This is a genomic window from Janthinobacterium sp. 64 (assembly GCF_002813325.1).
In the GTDB taxonomy this organism is placed as follows: Bacteria; Pseudomonadota; Gammaproteobacteria; order Burkholderiales; family Burkholderiaceae_D; genus Janthinobacterium.
Window position 1 is genome coordinate 255,008 of the sequence record NZ_PHUG01000001.1, and the last position, 15,248, is coordinate 270,255.

The window sequence follows — 15,248 nt, forward strand, 5'->3', positions numbered from 1 at the left end:
TTAATATATATCTGCAGCGTCCGCTGTACAAGCGATATCATAGGACTTTCCATGCGCACCACCGCCATCCCTTCCGCCGCCTTGCCTGCCGTGCAATCGCCGCTCGTTTATCTGAAACTCATTTTCGTCGCCCTGTTCTGGGGCGGCACCTTTATCGCCGGCCGCGTGCTGGCGCAGCAGATGCCACCGATGACGGCTGCCAGCGGGCGCTTCGGCGTAGCCGTGTTGTTGTTGGTGCTACTTGCATGGAAACTCGAAGGCGGCTTGCCGCGCCTGGACCGCAAGCAATTGATGACGACGGCCGCGCTGGGCCTGACGGGCATCTTTCTGTACAACCTGTGCTTCCTGGCGGCCCTGTCGCGCATGCCGGCCGGACGCACGGCCCTGTTCGTGGCCCTGAATCCCATCGTCACGGCGCTGGCCTCGGCCATGCTGTTCCGCGAACGGCTCGGTTCCTTCAAGTGGCTGGGCATCATGCTGGCGTTTTGCGGCACGGCCATCGTCATCACGCGCGGCGACCTGGCCGGCGTGCTGCACGGCACGGGCGGCGGCATCGGCATGGGCGAGGTGTTCATGTTTTGCGGCATTTCCAGCTGGGCCGCCTACACCCTGATCGGCCGGGTCGCGCTGAAGGGCCTGAGCCCGATCGCCGCCACCACGTATGCCTCGATGTGGGGCCTGGCCTTTTTGCTGGTGGGGGCGGCCGTGGAATTCCCCACGGTGCCATGGCACAGCTTTGGTTGGCAAGTGTGGGCCGCCATCGGCTACTTGGGCGTGTTCGGCACGGTGATCGGCTTTGTCTGGTATTACGAGGGCGTGAAAGCGCTGGGCCCGTCGCGCACGGCCGTGTTCAACAACCTCGTGCCCGTGTTCGGCATCGTGCTGGCGGCAGCGCTGTTGGGCGAACCAGTACTGGTTTCGATGCTGGTGGGCGGCGCGGTGACGATTGCCGGCGTCATCATGACCAACCGGCAAGCGAAATAGTTACTTGGCGCGGCGGCGTTTACTCGGTTTCGCCGGCGCTTTTTTATGCCGGCTGACCGAGGCGCGCATCACTTTCGGTTCTTCGATGCCGTTCTCGGCCGCCAGCATGCGGCGGATGTTGACGGCGTCCATGGCGCGCACGGAATTGGCGCGCGCGTTGAGCAGGATCATGGTGGCGAACTTGCCGGCCGACTTGATGCGCATGATCAGGCAACGGCCCGCTTCATTCGTGTAGCCCGTCTTCGACAGGCCGATATCCCAGCCCTTGGCGCCCACCAGGCGGTTCGTGTTGTGGTATTCCACGTCGCGGCCCTTGATCTGGATCACGTCCTTCGAATCGGTGGTGATGCGGCTGATTTCCGGGTAGCGCGAGGCGGCCACGGCCATTTTCACGAGGTCCGCCGCCGTCGACTGGTTGTTCGGCGACAAGCCCGTCGGCTCTTCGATCACGGTCTGGCGCATGCCCAGGGCCTTGATCTTGGCGTTGACGGCCACGGCAAACGCCGTCGGGCCGCCGGGGAAGGTGCGCGCCAGCGAGGCGGCGGCGCGGTTGTCGGACGACATCAGCGCCAGTTGCAGCACGTCGTGGCGGCTCAGGGTGGCGCCCACGGGCACGCGCGAAGTGCTGTGCTTCAAGGTGTCGACGTCTTCGCGGTCGATGCTGATCTCTTCCTGCATATTCGCCTTGGAGTCGAGCACGACCATGGCCGTCATGAGTTTGGTCAGCGAGGCGATGGGCACCACCACGTTGGAATTCTTTTCAAGCAAGACTTTGCCTGTGCCGTCTTCGACCACCAGGATCGACTGGGAACCGAAGGGCACGGCGATGGCCGCTGTCGAAAGCGTCATCAGCACCGCGGCGAACATTTTTTTGAGCATGGGATTGTATGTGGGAAAGCAGTTTTGGGGCGCCATCAAGGGCGCTGCGCGCAAATCCGGAACGGGGCCGCGCGGGGACGCGGCGTGTATCTCGGAGGCAATATTTGCCAAGCTTAAACAATACCATTAAAGATCAAGCGATGTCTACGGCACAAGCCCGCAACAGGCGGCGTTGCGGCCAATTTGGCAAATAAATGGGGCTATTCTTGCCGTAGTGAAAACTGTTGTGCAATTATTGATTTCACCCTGGAAACTTCGTATTATTTCAGCAAGATTGGCAGCCATGGCCCGGCAGGCGCCGCGCGCTTCGTCGTTGATGCCTGCCGCTTCGTGCTTCGTCGCCCCGCGCTATGCCCTGTACCTAGCGCGCCGTAGACTGCGTTCATGCCTGATTGACACGACAAGGAGAACGCAGCATGTGGAAAAAATTTGCCGGATGGTATCGCTGTTACGACGATGAAACGCTCAGGGTGCTCGCGCATCCGGACACGGCGGCCCAGGTCCCGCAGGGCTGGCGGCGCTGGGTGGCGTTGCGGCTCGTGACTTTGACGCCGATTGAGCGCCAGCAATTCCATGCCTTCATGCTCAAGTACCGGGGCGCCGGCTTTTACCTGGCGGTGGCCAGGCTGGTGCTGTTGTTCAGCATCATCGGCGTCGTGCTGCATCTGCTGCTGCCCGACAAGGTGGGCTGGACCAAGGCCGTGGTGCTCAGCAATGTGTTGGGCCTGGCGATGGCCTGGGGCGTGCTGGGGGTCTGGTTCAATTACCGCAAGCTGGCGCAAAAGAAGTTCAAGACGCTGCTGTTGCTACTGCTGGCGCCGGCCCTGGGCGGTGTGGCGATCGGTGTGTTGCGCGCCATACTGGAAGGTCATGGTTCCATCGGCGTGGCCATTGAGCGCGGCGCGCGCGTGGGCGGCTGGGCGGCGCTCACGGCCGGGCTGGTCTACATGGTGCCGATGACCATCGTGGCCATCTGGCGCAACCGCCAGTACGAGGCGCTGGCCCTGCAGCTGCAGCAGGATGCCGAGCGCGACCGCCTGGCGCGCGAACTGAGCGAATCGCAGCTGCGCCTGCTGCGCGCGCAGATCGAACCGCATTTCCTGTTCAATACCCTGGGCGCCGTGCAGCAGCTGGCCGAGCAGGGAGCCAGCGGGGCAGCGCAGGCGGCTGCGCTGACGGCCAACCTGATCGCCTTTTTGCGCGCCAGCCTGGCCGAGATGCGCGCCGACCAGGTGCCGCTGCAAACGGAATTTGACGTGGTGCAAGCGTATCTGCAAGTGATGCAGGTACGCATGGGCGCGCGCCTGTCCTTCCGGCTGGACTTGTCGCCCGGCCTGGCGCAGATACAGGTGCCCAGCATGATCTTGCTGACCCTGGTGGAAAATGCCATCAAGCATGGCATCGAACCATCGCTGCGGGGCGGCGAGATCGTCGTCTCGGCCGTGCTGGACGCGGAAGGCGCCATGCGCTTGCGCGTGCAGGATACCGGCGTGGGCCTGGGCGCTGGAGGCGCGCCCGGGGGCGGCCTGGGCCTGGAGAATGTGCGCCGCCGGCTGCAGCTGGCCGCGGCCGCTGCCAGTCTGCAGGTGCAAAATGGCGAGGAGGAGGGTGTGCTTGCCGAGATCGTATTGCCGATGAATACCAAGGAACTTGCCGCATGAACACTACCATCCTGATCGCCGAAGACGAACCGCTGATGCGCGAGCGCCTGCAAATGCTGCTGGCGCAAGCCTGGCCCGAGGCGCGCATCGTGCTGGTGGCGGAAAACGGCAACGACGCCTGGGACGGTTTCCTTGAGCACGAGCCGGACGTGGTCTTCCTCGACATCCGCATGCCGGGCCTGTCGGGCCTGGAAGTGGCCGAGCGCATCGGCAAGCGTGCCCACGTGGTGTTCGTCACGGCCTACGACCAGTACGCCGTCGATGCGTTTGACGCGGGCGCCGTCGATTACCTGTTGAAGCCCGTGCAGGCCGAGCGGCTGCAGCGGGCGCTGGCCCGGCTGCGCGACAAGCTCGGTGCGCAGCCGGCCGACATGGCGAATTTATTGCAATCGCTGCGCGCCGCCTTGCCGGCAGCGCCGCGTGACAAGTTGAAATGGATCAAGGCCAGCGTGGGCAAGCAGATCCGCCTGATCGACATCGACGACGTGCTGTTCTTCCAGGCCGATACCAAATACACGCGCGTGGTGCTGGCCGGTTCGGAAGCGCTGGTGCGCACGCCGCTGAAGGATTTGCTGGGTGGCCTCGATCCCGACCAGTTCTGGCAAATCCACCGCGGCACCATGGTCAACGTGAAAGCCATCGAGGCGGCCGAGCGCATCGACGCCGAGCGCATGCAGGTGCTGGTGCGCGGCAGCACGGAAAAGCTGCCCGTCAGCCGCACGTTTACGCATCTGTTTCGCGATTAGCGTGCAAGGCAAACGCCGCGCGCTTACTGGATCTTGGCGATCGACACTTCCGTCGACTTGACCAGGGCGATGACCTCGCTGCCCACCTTCAAGTCCAGGTCCTTGATCGAGCGCGAGGTGATCACCGACGTGACGATGCCGTGCGGCGTTTCCACGTCCACTTCCGAGACCACGGGGCCAAAGATGATTTCCTTGATCTTGCCACGAAACTGGTTGCGTACATTCACTTCCGAGATAGCCATGATATTTCCTTTGTGCCCGTAAAACGCCGTGCGGCGCGACATCGACAGAGTACGGCGTGCACACGCTGTTGACCACGAATCGATGCGCATATGGTTATGCAAAAGTTTTCTTGGCACAAAGCGCAATCAACTGGCGCGGAACTATTCTTGCCGTCCTTTGTCTGAGCTTCCTGACGCGCCGTCTTGTCATGCTGCGCCGGCAGGAGGAGGGATGAATCAGGTAGACGCCGACTCGGTCATCGCCGCCTTTTACCGGGCGGCATTGGATCCGTTGCAGTGGGGCATAGCCATGCGCGCGTTCGCCAGCCTGGCAGGCGGCGACGTTGCTTGCTGTTTCCTGAAAGCGGAAGCGGAGATGGTGCCGTCGCGGGCCTGTGTCACGGGGCTGGACGAGCAAGCGTGGGAGCACGGTTATCGCCGCTACTATCACACGCTCGATCCCGGCTATGCGGTCCTCACGCGCGCGCCGCCTGGGCGCATGCACTTGATGCAAGACTATTTCAGCGACCAGGCCGTGGCGCGCAGCGAGTATTTCCAGGATTTCTATTTGCGCGCGGGCGTGCGCTATTCATGCAGCGGCGTGGTGCGCGACAACGGCGCGCTCACCATCCTGTCCGCGCACCGCACCGCCGGCCAAGGTCCCTATGATCGGAACACGCGCAGCCAGCTGCAGCGCGTGCTCGATCATTTGCCGAATGTGTTTCGCCTGCGCGATACGGCTCAGCAAGCCCAGGTGCATGGCGCGCTGGCCTGGGAGGCACTTGATGCCTTGCCGCGCGCCATCTTGCTGGTCGACGCCTGCCTGCGGCTGGTCTTCATGAACCTGGCGGCGCAGCGGCTGCTGGCGGCCGCGCCTCAGGCACACCCCTTGATTGCCTTGCGCGGCGGCGGGGTGCAGGTGCGCGCCAGTTTGCTGCAACAGCAACTGGCGCAGCGCGTGCGGCAAGCCTGCGTCGGACTGGCGTGCCACCGTCCCGCTCCCTTGTATGCCTGCGATGAAGATGGCCGGCCGGCGCTGGAAATCGGCATACTGCCGTTGCCTGTGCGCATAGGGCAGGGCGGCGTGGGCGAGGCAGCGGTGATGGCCATGCTGTCCTTGCGGCCGCTGTTCCGGGTGGGGCGGCTGCATTGGCCGGGGCCGGCCGAGCGGCCATGTGGCCTGACGCGGGCCGAGTGGTCGCTGGCGCTGGCGCTGGCCGATGGCATGGAGCCTGCCGAGTACGCGCGGCAGAAGGGCGTGCGCATCAGTACCGTACGCAGCCAGATCCAGGCCATCCTGGCCAAGACGGGTACGCGCCGCAGCAGCGAGATCGCCAGCCTGTTCAGCGCGCTGGAGTGGGACGCCGGCGCGGCGCCATAAAAAAACCGGGACAAGTCCCGGTTGTTGCTTGATGCAGATCAGATTACTTCTGATAAATCTTGTCGAACTCGCCACCATCGTCAAAATGTTTCTTTTGCGCTTGTTTCCAGCCGCCAAAGACGTCATCGATGGTAAACAGGCTGATCGGCTTGAAGCTGGCCGCGTATTTCTTCGCTACCGCAGCCGAGCGGGGACGCAGGTAGTGCTTGGCGACCAGTTCCTGTCCCGCTTCCGAGTACAGGTATTGCAGGTAGGCCGTGGCTTCCTTGCGCACGCCGCGGCGGTCGACCACCTTGTCGACGACGGCCACGGGCGACTCGGCCAGGATGGAGATGCTTGGATACACCACTTCGAAGTTGTCGCCGAATTCGGCGCGCACCAGTTGCACTTCATTTTCAAACGTCACCAGCACGTCGCCGATTTCACGCTGGGTAAATGTGGTGGTGGCGCCGCGGCCGCCGCCGTCGAGCACGGGCACGTTCTTGAACAGCTTGGTCACCAGGTCGCGCGCCTGCGCTTCGCTGCCGCCTTTTTTCACGGCATAGCCCCAGGCCGCCAGGTAGGTGTAGCGGCCGTTGCCCGAGGTTTTCGGGTTCGGCACGATGACCTTGATGCCGGGCTTGGCCAGGTCGTCCCAATCCTTGATGTGTTTCGGGTTGCCTTTGCGCACCAGGTACACCATGGTCGAGTAGAACGGCGCCGCATTGTTCGGGAATTTCTTGGCCCAGTCGGCCACCACCAGGCCGCGGTCGACGAGGATATCGATGTCATTGGCCTGGTTCATGGTCACGACGGACGCTTCCAGGCCATCGGCGACGGAGCGCGCCTGCTTGCTGGAACCGCCGTGCGACTGCTTGATGGTGATGGTTTCGCCTGTTTTGGCTTTCCAATCAGCAATAAACGCGGGATTCACATCCTTGAACAATTCGCGCATCACGTCGTAGGACGCGTTCAGCAAGACCACGGGTTCGGCGGCACTGGCGGCCATTGGCAGGCTCATGGCGGCAGCGGAAGCGGCCAGGGCGCTGGCCAGGAACCAGCGGCGCGAGCGTTGGGTGAGCGCTGCTGCGGCAGTCGATACGGCGTTGGAATGGGTCATGTTGAACTCTTGTTGTGAGAATAGATAGACATAGTCTAAAATTCCGGCCGGAAAAGAAACGAATTTTTCGTAATATGCTTAGACTCGATTCCCGTTTGCGCTGAAAAACAGATATCGATTTCTGGAAACATTCGTGGGCAAGGCGCGCATCAGCACTTAGTCTGCAGGCATCGCGCCATAGGCAAAACCGGCCCGTGGCGTGCGGCAAAAAACCCGAAAGCGCCGCTTGGTGTATAGTCGAATCGCGCGATACAGGGGTAAAACCGTCTGCATCGGCAACTGGAATATTTTGTGAGCGTACATGAGTCTTGAAATTCGTATTGCAACATCGACCGACGCTTTCGAGGCGTGCAACGTATTACGACGCTCCATCGTCGAATGCTGCAGCCTCGATCATCGGGACGATCCGGCCATCCTGGAAGCCTGGCTGGGCAATAAAACACCGCAGATGGTGGCGTGCTGGTTTGCGTCGCCTACCAATTTTTCGCTGGTCGCAGTCGAGCAGGGCGCCGTCGTCGGCGTCGGCTTGCTGACGCGCGCCGGCAAGCTGGCCCTGTGCTACCTGCTGCCCGAGGCGCAAGGCCAGGGAGGCGGCAAGGCCTTGGTGGAACAGCTGGAAGCGCAGGCGCGCGAGTGGGGCATCAAGGCCCTGCAACTGCACAGCACGGCGACGAGCCAGGCCTTTTTCGTCAGGCAGGGATATCTTGAGGCGGGCAATGTGCGCTCGCCGTATGGCGTGGAAACGGTTTTTTGCTGGAAACAGATTGACCCCGCAGGGATCGCCAGCGGCGACCCCAAGCGCAAGCGCTTTTGCAACTGCAATTCGGCCTGATGGCTATCCTGCATTTCAGCCCGCCCATCCGGCAGCGGGCCTTTCCCTCATTTTGAAATTTTTTTCTTTCAGTAACTGATCTGGATATATATGCATATGCCTTGCGGCGCTGCATCGTTTGCCGGTAGCAAGGTGCCGCCGGCAAACAGTTTCAGTTCGCCCCGTGCGAACGCCAGCCACTGCTCGTTTTGCGTCAGCGGATGCGTGGCGATGACGGCGATGCGGTCGTCCAGGTGATTGTGCTGGCGAAAGTCGATGCTGCGCTCGCAGTCGATTAGTTGTGCCACGGAAAACGGGTATTCGCGTATCACGTAATGCAAATGCGTGGAACAGTGGGCAAACAGCAGTTCGCCATCCGACAGGATGAAATTGAAAGTGCCATGCGCGGCAATCTCGCCCGCCACCTCGGCGATGGCGGCGCGCAAGTCGGCGCGCGCCGGCTCACCTGCGGGAAACTGTGTGCGCAAGCGGGCCAGCAGGTGGCAGAAGGCCTTTTCGCTGTCCGTGTCGCCGCTGGCGCGGTAGTAGGCATTGGCGGGCGCGCGCCAGGTTTTCAAGTCGCCATTGTGGGCAAACGACCAGGTCTTGCCCCACAGATCGCGGGCAAACGGATGGGTGTTTTCCGGGGCGATGCGGCCCTGCGTGGCCTTGCGGATGTGCGCGACGATGTTTTTCGCCTTCACGGGATGCTGTTGCACCTGGGCCGCCAGCGGTGAATCGATGGCAGCCAGGTGATCCGTCAGCAAGGTGCAGCCGCGACTGGAATGATAGGCGATGCCCCAGCCGTCGCGGTGCTCGTCCGTGCGTCCGCCCCGTTCGGCAAAGCCGGCAAAGGAAAATCCCAGCGCGGCCGGTTTGCTGCTGTTCATTGCGAGTAACTGGCACATGGCGGCCCTTCCTGATGGTATCGGTACCTGCCCACAGTAAAGGCGGGCTGCGGGGGCGGGAAGGAATGTTTCCGAGTATCGTTATGCGCTGGCCGTCGCACCTCTTATGTGCCGGGCGCATATCAAATGGCGAAACCATTCGTTCTCCTTTGTTTGACGCTGCCTTACTCTGCACACTTCGGCGCCGTCTTCCCCATGAAGGCAGCTGGCGCAGCCCGATGAAGGAGCACGTATGCCATTTCCCGTCCTGAAAAATTACCTGGCCCGTTTGTCGCACCAAACCCAGGCCGGCACCAGCGTCTGGCTCGACGGGGAGGGCCGGGCGCTGGGGCGTTTCTTCAATTGCACCATGACCAGCGCTTTCCAGCCGCTGCGCGAACTGGACAGCGGCAAGCTGGTGGCGTTCGAGGGCCTGGCGCGCAGCGTGTCGAAGGCGGACGAGGGTTTGTCGCTGTGGCGCTTGCTCGATCACGCGGCCAGCGACGATGAATCGGTCGAGCTGGACCGGCTGTGCCGTATGCTGCACGCCATCAATTTCTTTCGCCAGGGCGAAGCGGAGGAAGCCGACCTGTACCTGAACGTGCATGACCGCTTGCTGAGCGCCGTCAGCAGCAATCACGGCCACGCCTTTCAGCGCATCCTCGACGCGCTGGGCTTGCCCATCGAACGCATCGTGCTGCAATTGCCGACGGTCACGCCTAACCAGGGCTGGCTGCTCAACTACGTGGCCGACAATTACCGGCGCAACGGTTTCCGCCTGGCCATCAACGTGGCCAGCGTGCAGGAGGCAACGGGCATGCTGGAGCGCTTGCACCCGCATGCGTTCAAGCTCGACGCGGGCAACCTCAGCGACGAGCAAGCCGTTGCCAGCTTCGTCACCGTGTGCCATGCGGCGAAAATCCGCGTCATTTTCAAGCGCCTCGACACGCCGGCCGCGCTGGCCGCGCTGCAGCGCATCGCCGCCATCACGGGCTTGCCCATCGTGGCCCAGGGTTATCTGCTCGACAAGCCATTGACGGCGCTGGCGCAGGCGAAAGGCGCGGGTGTTTCCGTCGCGGCTGCCGCCTGACGCAAAATGCCTTGAAATGAGGGCGACACGATAGGCATTGAGGGTTTTTCTTCGCAGCACAATACGCTATAGTATTCCCATCGTTAAATTGGACTGACTATGGCATCGCGCAGAAACTTTCTACACCACGGTATGGGCCTGGCCGCGCTGGGCCTGGTAGCTACCCCGCTCATCGGCTGCGCCTCGCGCACGGCCGCTCCCGCCTCGGCTTCGGCCAGCGCCAGGCCGCGCGCGCCGCGCACGGCCGTGCCGCCGCAGCCGACGCAACTGGCCAGCATCGACCGCTCGGTCACGTCGCAGTCGCGCTCGGTCATCACGGAGATGGAACCGCCTCCCGACATCTTCGATGCGCAGGCGCTGGACCTGGAATTCTGGCTCAAGCCGCGCACCCTGGAAGTGGTGCGCCCGGCCAGCAATGAAAAAGCGAAATTGCTGTACTGGAAAGATGGCGAAGTCATCGATTCGGCCTACCAGGAACTGTGCCACTTGCTGCGCGACGTGAACGGCAAGAAGACGGCGCCCATCGACCCGAAACTGCTGGAAACCCTGTGGGGAACGCAAGCGTTCGTGGCCCGCTACGGCATCGAACAACCGCTGGAGATTTTGTCGGGCTACCGCACGGCCGAATCGAACGGCAAGCTGCGCGAAGCGGGCGTGCCGGCCGCGCGCCAGTCGCTGCACATCTCGGGCCGCGCCGCCGACATCCGCGTGGCGAACCTGAACGCGGAAGTGCTCGGTTCGCTCGTGCGCAGCTTCAAGCAGGGCGGCGTGGGCTTCTATTACCGCAGCGGCCCGCGTGGCGGCTGGATCCATGCCGATACGGGATTGCAGCGCGTCTGGAAAGGCTAAACACCTGACCAAACCTCGCTTGGCGCGCTTCTCGGCCACAAATCACTGCCGCTCGCGACGGTTTTGCCAGGCGTTTGTTTGATCAGTCATAGTGATACGGCGGTTCCGGCACGCTGTCGGCGTGGATCAGTTCCAGTTCATGCAGGCTGGCCGGGCGTTCCCACCAGATGCGCCAGCCGCGTTGCTGGTTTTCCAGCACTTCCGGGTGCGTCTGCAGATAGCCGTCGATAAAGCGGGTAAAGTCGGAAACGTAGCCGCTGCGGCGGTAAGTCAATCGATGGCGCATGTGTGCTCCCGGGTGTTACTGTCGTTCCCCGTTTGACCTCCCGCGCGTCCGAAAGTGCCGCACTCTTCACCTCTCTCATGAAACTGTCCAGCCATAACATCGAACTGTTCCTGGCCGTCGTCGACGGCGGTTCGTTTTCGGCCGCCGCGCGCGCCTTGCGCCGGGCGCCGTCGGCCGTCAGCATGGCGATGGCCAACATCGAGGCGGAACTGGGCATCGCCCTGTTCGACCGGGGCGCGCGCGAAGCCGTGCCCACGCCGGCCGCGATGGCGCTGCTGCCGCATGCGCGCCTGATCGCCGAACAGCTGAAGCAGTTGCACCTGCACGTGCAGGAATTGTCGCAGGGTCTGGAAAGCCGCATTTCGCTGGGCATCGCGGCCGAGCTCGACCATACGCCTTTCCTGGCCGCCGTGCGCGCGCTGTCGCAGCGCCATCCGCTGCTTGACATCGAGGTGCTGACGGCGCCGCAGGACGATGTGCTCGACATGCTGCACCGGGGCCGCATCAGCGCCTGCATGGCCTTCGCTGGCGGGCGCATCAATCACGAGGAACAGTTCCAGCTGGTGGGCAGCGATGCCTTGCTGGCGATTATTTCCACCCAGCATCCGCCCAGCGTGGCGGGCCGGCCCCTGTATATCGAGGAATTGGTGAATTTGCGCCAGATCATCGTCGCCAGCCGCGAACTCGACCTGGCCGATGCGCGCCCCGTGGTGGGCTTGTCTTACTGGCGCACGGACAGCTTGCCGATGGCGCTGGCGATGGTGGAGGCGGGACTGGGGTGGGGCAACTTTGCCGCCTCGGCCATCGCCCATTCCCTGGCGGCGGGACGGGTGCGCCGCGTGGCGTTCAAGAATACGGGCAATGGCCTGGTCGTGCCCATCCACCTGGTGTGGATGAAGGACCGGCCGCTGGGCATGGCGGCGCGGTCCTTTCTTCAGTTGCTCAACGACGCAGCCTGAACGTCGGGCGCCTCTTCCTTCGGCTGCTGCGCCGACAGCGGCACGCCGAACAGGCCGTCGAAGAAGTAATTGAAGATGAAGCTGTAGCACGGGATGATCAGCATCAGCGCGAAGTCCAGCACGAACGCTTGCCACAGGCTGATGTCGAGCCACCAGGCGATCAGCGGGATCAGGTAAATGACCAGCGTGATCTGGAAGCCGATCGCATGCAGGATGCGGCGCCAGACGGTGCGCGTGCGCGAAACTTGCCGGATTTCCCAGTATTCGAAGGCCGTGTTGTAGAGCAGGTTCCAGATCACGGCGATGGTGGTGATCATGATCGCCAGCGGGCCCGTACTGGTGGGCGACTCGCCCGAAAGCAGGGTCAGCCAGGCCGTGGAAATGGCCATGCCGATGATTTCAAAGGCGGTGACGTAGACGATTTTGCGTTTGATGCCTTGCATGTAAAGCCTGTAAAGAAGAGATGGCGCGTATTTTAAGTCAGGTATGCTGATGTTAAAAGTTGATAGCTGTCAGTTTTTCTGATGAATTGATGCGCGTAATCGCATATTGCCTGCGAACGAGGGATAATGGCGGTTGGCGGGCAACTGGTCCCGCGCATCACCGCAGAACATCACCGCAGAAAAGGCCAACGAGCATGCAAGGCGCAGCAGACAACAACATCCCCGACATTCCCGACACGGCGGCCAGCCCGGAAGAACGTCCCCGTTTCCGCCCCGTTCCGTGGCAGCACCTGGAAACGCCGTATGACGTGGAAGTGTGGATCGAGGAACATAACCGTAGCATGCAGGACAATATTCGCGCCACGGAAACGGGCGTCGGTATCTGCTTTACCCTGGCCGAAGGCGGTGACATCTATATGCAGACGAGCGCCGACGGCGCCGTCGTACTGGACGTGACGCCGGACGCGGCCTGGGTCGCGCCCCTCATCAGTGCGGCGACGGGCTGCGAGGCGCCGGACTCGTCACTGTGGATCTTGCCTGACGACAAGCTGATCCAGCTGATCGTGGGGCTATCGAGCCTGGTGGCCAGCACCTTGCTGGTGGTGGGCCATGATTTTGGCTTGCGCCGGCGCAGCATGGGGCAGGGCCGCTGACCGGCCTTGTGGCAGAAATGCTATCTGCGGCAGGCATCGCTCGACACTGCGCATGGCGCATGCTAGTCTCGCTACTGCACCCACCTGTTTGCCTGGGCGGCGGTGCAAAGGACAGCCATGGATACACCACCGCAAGCGGTACCTGCTCCGGATTCCTCCCCGCGCTGCCACGACGGCGTGCCGCAGCATGCCGCGCCCCTGCTCGACGATGGCGTGTTCAGCCCGGAACGGATGAAGGCTGAACGCGAACAAGCGTATTTCAACGATTTATACCTGCTGGCGCCCGTCGCCTATTTCGTGCTGGGTCTTGATGGCGTCATCGTGCAGATGAACCTGGTGGCGGCCGAACTGTTCGGCCTGCCGCGGGAACGGCCCGGCCACGTGCTGTTCCGTTCCTATATCCACGAGGCCTTCCGCCGCGATTACGAACAGTTCGTGCAGCGCGTGCTCAATAGCAGCGAGCCAGAGCGCATCCAGCTGCAGGTGCAGCTGCGGTCCCGTCCCGGCGCGCGCGCGGCCGGCTTGCCCGTCAGTCTGCTGGGCAGCGCCGATCCGAACGGCCAGGCGCTGCGCCTGGTGCTGGAGCAGGCCGAAGGCAAGCTGGCCGCGCTTGAGCGCAGCGAAGAGCGCTTCCGGCGCATCGTGCACAGTGCCGAGGAGGGCATCTGGGAAATCGATGCGCAGGCGCTGACCAGCTTTGTCAATCCGAAGATGGCGCACATGCTCGGTTGCCAGATCGAAGAGATGCTGGGCCAGCCGCTGGCGGCCTTCATGGATGACGAGGGGCGCGCCATCCTGGAGCGCAACATTGCGCGGCGCCAGGACGGCATCGTCGAGCGTCACGAATTCAAGTTCCTGCGGCCTGACGGCAGCACCTTATGGGCCACCCTGGCCACCAACCCCATCTTCGACTCCGGCGGCACCTATCTGGGTGCGCTGGCGCTGGTCAGCGACATCACGGCGCAGCGCGCGGCGTCCGAGCGCATCTGGCGGCAAGCCAATTTCGACCAGTTGACGGGTTTGCCGAACCGCCACATGTTTCTCGACCGGCTGCAGCACGAGGCCTACCACGCCAGGCGCGAAGGCGCTTGCCTGGCCCTGCTGTTCATCGACCTCGACCACTTCAAGCAGGTGAATGACCGCCTCGGTCACGAGAAGGGCGACATGCTGCTGCGCCAGGCGGCGCGGCGCATCAGCGAACGCGTGCGCGCCACCGATACGGTAGCGCGCCTGGGCGGCGATGAATTCACCGTCATCCTGGCCGACGTGGGGCAGCTGGGCGGCATCGAGCGCGTGCTGCAGGAACTGACGGGCGCGCTGGCCCAGCCTTTCTTGCTCGACGGCGATACGGCGCAAGTGTCGGCAAGTGTGGGCGTGGCGCTGTATCCGGCTGACGGCGAGGCGCCGGACAGCTTGCTGCGGCATGCCGACCAGGCCATGTATGCGGCCAAGAGCGCGGGGCGCAACGGCTACAGCTATTTCACGCCAGCCGTGCAGCAGGCGGCCGAATTGCGCCGCACCACGGTGCGCGAGATGCGCCTGGCGCTGGCGCAGGACCAGTTCGAAGTGCATTACCAGCCCATCATCCGCCTGTGCGATGGCGTCGTCGAGCGGGCCGAGGCGCTGCTGCGCTGGCGCCATCCGCTGCGCGGCCTGCTGCTGCCCGCCGATTTCATCGCCTTTGCCGAGGCGAACGGTCTGATCATCGATATCGGCGAGTGGGTGTTTCGCCAGGTGGTGCGCCAGGCACGGCAGTGGCAAGACGAGCATGGCGCCCCGTTACAGATCAGCATCAACAAGTCGGCCGTGGAATTTCGTTGCGACGCCGCGCTGTACCAGGACTGGGGCGGGCACCTGGCGCGCCAGGGTCTGGCGCCGGGGGCCATCGTCATCGAAACAAGGGAAGCGGTGCTGCTCGACGAAGCGTGCCAGGTGGTCGAGCGGCTACGCCAGTTCCGCGCCATGGGCCTGGCGCTGGCGCTCGACGATTTCGGCAGCGGCCAGGTATCGCTCGCGTGCCTGAAAACGGCCGATATCGACATGCTCAAGATCGACCGTTCCCTGGTCGGCGAACTGGGACGCGACGATGCCGGATTGGGTCTGTGCGAGGCGATCATTGTGCTGGCGCAGCGGCTGGGGCTGAAAGTCGTGGCCGAAGGCGTGGAAACGGCGTCGCAGCGCGATTTGCTGCGCGCCGCCGGCTGCGATTATGCGCAGGGATATTTCTTTTCCCAGGTGTTACCGGCAGGACAGATGGATCGCCTGCTGGCGGCTCAGGCGGCTGCCTGAACGGTCGCGC

General features: G+C 63.3%; 16 protein-coding genes. 10 read left to right on the plus strand and 6 right to left on the minus strand.

What is annotated here, in order from left to right; all coding sequences use genetic code 11:
• Window positions 1–51 precede the first annotated feature (51 nt).
• Window positions 52–984 carry a DMT family transporter gene (locus CLU91_RS01115; protein WP_100872613.1) on the plus strand — a complete coding sequence of 311 codons (933 nt, stop codon included), beginning with the start codon at window positions 52–54 and terminating at the stop codon, window positions 982–984.
• Here CLU91_RS01115 and CLU91_RS01120 read toward each other — a convergent pair whose 3' ends face one another.
• Window positions 985–1,863 (minus strand): serine hydrolase, encoded by an 879-nt coding sequence (locus CLU91_RS01120; protein ID WP_035826880.1) that lies wholly within the window; start codon window positions 1,861–1,863, stop codon window positions 985–987.
• A 416-nt stretch (window positions 1,864–2,279) separates the two neighbouring features.
• Between CLU91_RS01120 and CLU91_RS01125 the strand changes: the two genes are divergently transcribed.
• Both CLU91_RS01125 and CLU91_RS01130 read left to right on the plus strand, forming a co-directional pair.
• A complete protein-coding gene (locus tag CLU91_RS01125) occupies window positions 2,280–3,524 on the plus strand; it encodes a sensor histidine kinase (RefSeq protein ID WP_100872614.1) in 1,245 nt (414 codons plus the stop codon).
• On the plus strand, window positions 3,521–4,270 hold the full coding sequence (locus CLU91_RS01130) for a LytR/AlgR family response regulator transcription factor (RefSeq protein WP_100872615.1): 750 nt from the start codon (window positions 3,521–3,523) through the stop codon (window positions 4,268–4,270). The genes CLU91_RS01125 and CLU91_RS01130 overlap by 4 nt, the downstream gene beginning before the upstream one ends.
• A gap of 23 nt (window positions 4,271–4,293) precedes the next feature.
• Here the strand turns inward: CLU91_RS01130 and CLU91_RS01135 are convergent, their stop codons facing one another.
• Window positions 4,294–4,512: a TOBE domain-containing protein gene (locus CLU91_RS01135; protein ID WP_034757699.1), complete on the minus strand. Its 219-nt coding sequence runs from the start codon at window positions 4,510–4,512 to the stop codon at window positions 4,294–4,296.
• A 211-nt stretch (window positions 4,513–4,723) separates the two neighbouring features.
• Between CLU91_RS01135 and CLU91_RS01140 the strand changes: the two genes are divergently transcribed.
• Window positions 4,724–5,872 (plus strand): helix-turn-helix transcriptional regulator, encoded by a 1,149-nt coding sequence (locus tag CLU91_RS01140; RefSeq protein ID WP_100872616.1) that lies wholly within the window; start codon window positions 4,724–4,726, stop codon window positions 5,870–5,872.
• Window positions 5,873–5,915: 43 nt separating this feature from the next.
• Here the strand turns inward: CLU91_RS01140 and CLU91_RS01145 are convergent, their stop codons facing one another.
• Complete coding sequence (locus CLU91_RS01145) at window positions 5,916–6,971, minus strand: sulfate ABC transporter substrate-binding protein (RefSeq protein WP_100872617.1); 1,056 nt, start codon at window positions 6,969–6,971, stop codon at window positions 5,916–5,918.
• Between the two features lie 301 nt (window positions 6,972–7,272).
• On the opposite strand from CLU91_RS01145, the gene CLU91_RS01150 reads away from it, so the two are divergent.
• On the plus strand, window positions 7,273–7,803 hold the full coding sequence (locus CLU91_RS01150) for a GNAT family N-acetyltransferase (RefSeq protein ID WP_100872618.1): 531 nt from the start codon (window positions 7,273–7,275) through the stop codon (window positions 7,801–7,803).
• A 68-nt stretch (window positions 7,804–7,871) separates the two neighbouring features.
• On the opposite strand, the gene CLU91_RS01155 is transcribed toward CLU91_RS01150, so the two are convergent.
• Window positions 7,872–8,690, minus strand: coding sequence for a class II glutamine amidotransferase (locus tag CLU91_RS01155; protein WP_100872619.1), 819 nt, complete (start codon window positions 8,688–8,690; stop codon window positions 7,872–7,874).
• Window positions 8,691–8,922: 232 nt separating this feature from the next.
• On the opposite strand from CLU91_RS01155, the gene CLU91_RS01160 reads away from it, so the two are divergent.
• Together CLU91_RS01160 and CLU91_RS01165 are read left to right on the plus strand one after the other, a co-directional pair.
• Window positions 8,923–9,759, plus strand: a complete 837-nt coding sequence (locus CLU91_RS01160; protein ID WP_100872620.1) for an EAL domain-containing protein — start codon at window positions 8,923–8,925, stop codon at window positions 9,757–9,759.
• Between the two features lie 99 nt (window positions 9,760–9,858).
• Entirely contained in the window at window positions 9,859–10,608 is a 750-nt protein-coding gene (locus tag CLU91_RS01165; RefSeq protein ID WP_442906393.1) for a YcbK family protein, read from the plus strand.
• Between the two features lie 82 nt (window positions 10,609–10,690).
• On the opposite strand, the gene CLU91_RS01170 is transcribed toward CLU91_RS01165, so the two are convergent.
• Window positions 10,691–10,894, minus strand: coding sequence for a DUF3460 family protein (locus tag CLU91_RS01170; RefSeq protein WP_157814533.1), 204 nt, complete (start codon window positions 10,892–10,894; stop codon window positions 10,691–10,693).
• Window positions 10,895–10,971: 77 nt separating this feature from the next.
• On the opposite strand from CLU91_RS01170, the gene CLU91_RS01175 reads away from it, so the two are divergent.
• A complete protein-coding gene (locus CLU91_RS01175; protein ID WP_100872623.1) occupies window positions 10,972–11,853 on the plus strand; it encodes a LysR family transcriptional regulator in 882 nt (293 codons plus the stop codon).
• On the opposite strand, the gene CLU91_RS01180 is transcribed toward CLU91_RS01175, so the two are convergent.
• Window positions 11,829–12,296 (minus strand): PACE efflux transporter, encoded by a 468-nt coding sequence (locus CLU91_RS01180; protein ID WP_100872624.1) that lies wholly within the window; start codon window positions 12,294–12,296, stop codon window positions 11,829–11,831. The genes CLU91_RS01175 and CLU91_RS01180 overlap by 25 nt on opposite strands.
• 194 nt (window positions 12,297–12,490) lie before the next feature.
• Between CLU91_RS01180 and CLU91_RS01185 the strand changes: the two genes are divergently transcribed.
• Complete coding sequence (locus CLU91_RS01185; RefSeq protein ID WP_100872625.1) at window positions 12,491–12,949, plus strand: hypothetical protein; 459 nt, start codon at window positions 12,491–12,493, stop codon at window positions 12,947–12,949.
• A 117-nt stretch (window positions 12,950–13,066) separates the two neighbouring features.
• Window positions 13,067–15,238 carry a putative bifunctional diguanylate cyclase/phosphodiesterase gene (locus CLU91_RS01190; protein WP_332870879.1) on the plus strand — a complete coding sequence of 724 codons (2,172 nt, stop codon included), beginning with the start codon at window positions 13,067–13,069 and terminating at the stop codon, window positions 15,236–15,238.
• The last annotated feature ends 10 nt before the right edge of the window (window positions 15,239–15,248 follow it).